The sequence below is a fragment of the Modestobacter caceresii genome (assembly GCF_000761485.1).
GTDB classification, from domain to species: domain Bacteria; phylum Actinomycetota; class Actinomycetes; order Mycobacteriales; family Geodermatophilaceae; genus Modestobacter; species Modestobacter caceresii.
In genome coordinates this window covers 1-3,674 of the sequence record NZ_JPMX01000070.1, presented here as the reverse complement: position 1 = coordinate 3,674, position 3,674 = coordinate 1, and the positions used below count along the sequence as shown (strand labels likewise).

Genomic DNA, 3,674 nt, shown 5'->3' with positions numbered 1-3,674 from the left:
GCTCCGCGATGCTGGTGATCGCCTTCACGACCGCGCCGATCTCCTGCGACGACGTGCCCAGCTTGGTGATCGTCCGCGTGGTGGTCTCGGCCTCGCTCACGGCCTGGGCGGCGACCCGGGCGGCCTCGTTCGCGTTCTGGCTGATCTCCCGGATCGAGGCACCCATCTGCTCGGCACCCGCAGCCACTGTCGCCACGTTCCGCGACACCTCCTCCGCCGCCGCCGCCACCACGTCCGACTGCGCCGAAGTCTCCTCCGCCGAGGACGAGATCTGCACCGAGGACGCCGACAGCTCCTCCGACGCCGCTGCCACCGCATCAGCGGAGGCAGCCACGCTGGACATCAAGCCGCGCATGCTCTTCAGCGCCTCGTCCAGCGCCGCCGCCGTCCGGCCCAGCTCATCCCGCTGCGCCAACCCGGTGCCGACCGTCACGTCGCCGGCCGCCAGCCGCTCCGCGCTGCGCCGGAGGGCACCGAGCCCGCGCATCACCGAGCCCGCGACCAGGAGTCCGACGACCACCGCGAGCAGGACACCGACCGCGCAGACGACGATCGTCGTGCGGGTCGCCGCCGAGACCACCTCCTCGTACCCGGCCCCGGTGGTCAGCTCGGCCTCCGCCTCCTCCCGGCCGGCGTCCAGCACCTCTTCGTAGGCCTTGCGCAGCTCCCGGGTGGTGCCCATGGCGAGGGCGATCGCAGCCTCCCGGTCCGTATCCAGCAGGGCGAACTCCGAGTCGATGCTGGCAGCCCATGCACCGAGCCCGGACTCCAGCTCGACGACGAAGGCCCGCTCGTCGGCGGTGGCGGCGGTCTCATCGGCAGTCGCGACGAGACCGTTGATCTTGTCCAGACGCTCGGCCACCTCCTCGCGGAAGGACTCCTCACCGGTGAGCAGGTAGCCACGCTCGTCGTTCGCGGTGGCCTTGGCCGTGACCGCGATGTCGTCGAGGGCGTTGATGTAGGGCAACGAGGTGCTCAGCTCAGCGGCCCGGGCGTCCCGCAGTTCACCGAGCTGCTCGACGCCGAGCGCACCGACGGTGACCGCGGTCAGTGCGGCCAACCCCACCGAGGCGAGGATCTTCTGCCGGACCGAGCGGTCGGCGTACCAGTGGCGGATGGTGCTGCGGTGCGTCACGATCATGGCCCGATCTCCTGTGTGTGGTCCACCCGCCGGTGCACCGGTCCGCCCGCGTCATCGCGGGCCCGACCGGTCCTCCCGATACAGGCGCTGCCCGTCTCGGCAGAGACGTGCAGACGCAGATGGTGACGACGGACCAGGGCACTCCGCGGAACGTGGCAGGCGTGTCGCCGGACCCCAGCGGAAGTCCTCACGTGACCAGCAGGAGAGGTCGTCTTGTCGACGGCACTGGATCTCGCGCCGGGCTCGTCGCGTCGCCGGCGGCACCGTCGACCAGGCTGGGCCGCATGGAGATCTTCGGAGCACGGATCTGGGTCACCGGCGCCTCGACCGGCATCGGCGCGGCGCTGGCGACGGAGCTGGCCGACCGCGGGGCCCGGGTGGCGATCAGCGCCCGGAACGCCGAGCAGCTCGCGGAGGTCGCCGGGGGCCGGATGGCCGTCGTCCCGCTGGACGTCACCGACCGGGCGGCCACCGTGGCAGCCGGCGAGCGGGTGCGGGAGGCGCTGGGCGGGCTGGACGTCGCCGTGCTCAACGCCGGCACCTGGTCGTCGTTCCACGTGGAACCGTGGGACTCGCAGCTGTTCGCCGATCACCTGCAGGTCAACGTGATGGGCGCGGTGCACACGATGGAGGCCGTCGTCCCGCAGATGCTGGCCGCCGGGCGCGGCCGGGTCGTGGGCGTCGCCTCGGTCGCCGGCTACCGCGGGCTGCCCGGCTCGGAGGCCTACAACGCGGGCAAGGCGGCGCTGATCAACCTGCTGGAGGGCCTGCGCGGGTCGCTGGCGCCGCGGGGTGTGGTCGTGCAGATCATCAACCCGGGGTTCGTGACCACCCGGCTGACCGACCGGAACACCTGTCCGATGCCGTTCAAGGTCGAGGCCGACGTCGCGGCCCGCACGATCGCCGACGGCATCGCCCGGGACAAGGCCGAGGTCGTCTTCCCGGTGCCGATGATGGTCGCGATGAAGCTGGCCCGGCTGCTGCCGGTGCGAGCGTGGACCCGGCTCACCGCCGAGCTCGCCCGCCGCGGCGTGCACGGCGGCCAAACCCGCCGCGCGGGGTGACCGGCAAGGCGGGCGCAGCCGCCACGCGGCGCCCCGCGACGACCAGGTGACCTGGTCCCGCGGGCACCTACCTCACGGTCTGCCGCCAGGTAGGTCCCCGCACGACCAGGTGACCTGATCGTGCGGGGACCCGGCTGAGCCCGGGGTCAGGCGCGGGGGCCGCCGGCGACGTAGATGACCTGACCGGAGACGAAGCCCGCGCCCTCGCTGCACAGGAACGAGGCGGTGTGCGCGATGTCCTCGGGCTGGCCGACCCGGGCGACCGGGATCTGCTTGGCGGCCATCTCCTTGAACTGCTCGAACGGCACGCCCACCCGCTCGGCGGTCTGCGCGGTCATCTCGGTCTCGATGAAGCCGGGGGCGATCGCGTTGGCCGTCACGTTGTACCGGCCGAGCTCGATGGCGAGGGTCTTGGTGAAGCCCTGCATGCCCGCCTTGGCCGCGGAGTAGTTGGCCTGACCGCGGTTGCCCAGCGCCGAGACGCTGGAGAGGTTCACGATCCGGCCGTACTCGGCCTCGACCATGTGCTTCTGCGCGGCCTTGCTCATCAGGAAGGCACCCCGCAGGTGCACGCCCATGACGGCGTCCCAGTCGGCGACCGTCATCTTGAACAGCAGGTTGTCGCGGGTGATGCCGGCGTTGTTCACCAGCACGGTCGGCGCCCCGAGCTCGGCGGCGATCCGCTCCACGGCGGCCTCGACCGACTCCTCCTCGGCGACGTTCGCACCGACCGCGAGCGCCTCGCCCCCGGCCTTCTGGATCTCCTCGACCGTGCCGGTACAGGCCGCCTCGTCCAGGTCGAGGACGGCGACCGCCATCCCGTCCTGGGCGAACCGCCGTGCGATGGCCGCGCCGATCCCGCGCGCCGCACCTGTGATGATCGCCGTCCGCTGCTGAGCCACTGCATCTCCTCGTCGAGTTCGTCGGCGGGCCCAGTCGTCCGGCCCGCCGTCCTGCCCCACTGCTTAGCACCAGGCACGGAGCGCGCCCGCACCCGGCCGGGTCAGTCCGGAGGCCGGGCCGTCCCCACGGCGAGCGCGCCCAGTGCCAGCGACCACAGCAGCCCGGCGCCGACCAGCCACCAGGGAGCGGTGCCGAGCAGCAGCGCCAGGGCGACCGGCGCGGTGCCCAGCAGCCCGACGTCCGGCCCGCGCACCAGCGTGCTGCTCACCCCGACCGGCACCGCGCCCATCGGCGAGGCGAGCACCGGCCCGGACCAGTCGAGGTCGGGGCGGTAGCCGGCGCGCACGGCCGCTCCCGCCCACGCCGGGGCGGTGACCACGCCCAGCGCCGACCACGCCACCGGCGCGCCGGTGCCCTGGCCGACGAGGAGCGCCGAGACCCCGCAGACCCCCGCGAGCACCGCGGCCGGCACGACGGCCCGAGCCCAGACGACCGCTGCGCCGCCCAGCGGCAGCCCGCGGTCGGCGGCCGGCGCCGCGGACGCCCGCCGGCTCGGCTCACCCAGC

Annotated in this window: 4 protein-coding genes; 1 reads left to right on the top strand and 3 read right to left on the bottom strand. The window is 73.6% G+C overall.

Annotation, left to right across the window (positions count from 1 at the left end):
- Window positions 1–1,141: CHASE3 domain-containing protein (locus IN07_RS14880; RefSeq protein ID WP_036336900.1), on the bottom strand; the 1,141-nt coding region annotated here is incomplete at its 3' end.
- A 284-nt stretch (window positions 1,142–1,425) separates the two neighbouring features.
- Here IN07_RS14880 and IN07_RS14875 point away from each other — a divergent pair.
- A complete protein-coding gene (locus IN07_RS14875) occupies window positions 1,426–2,205 on the top strand; it encodes an SDR family NAD(P)-dependent oxidoreductase (protein ID WP_036336898.1) in 780 nt (259 codons plus the stop codon).
- 146 nt (window positions 2,206–2,351) lie between these two features.
- On the opposite strand, the gene fabG is transcribed toward IN07_RS14875, so the two are convergent.
- Window positions 2,352–3,107, bottom strand: coding sequence for a 3-oxoacyl-ACP reductase FabG (fabG, locus tag IN07_RS14870; protein ID WP_036336896.1), 756 nt, complete (start codon window positions 3,105–3,107; stop codon window positions 2,352–2,354).
- A 101-nt stretch (window positions 3,108–3,208) separates the two neighbouring features.
- The coding region (locus tag IN07_RS25850; RefSeq protein ID WP_036336894.1) for a hypothetical protein at window positions 3,209–3,674 on the bottom strand (466 nt) is incomplete at its 5' end.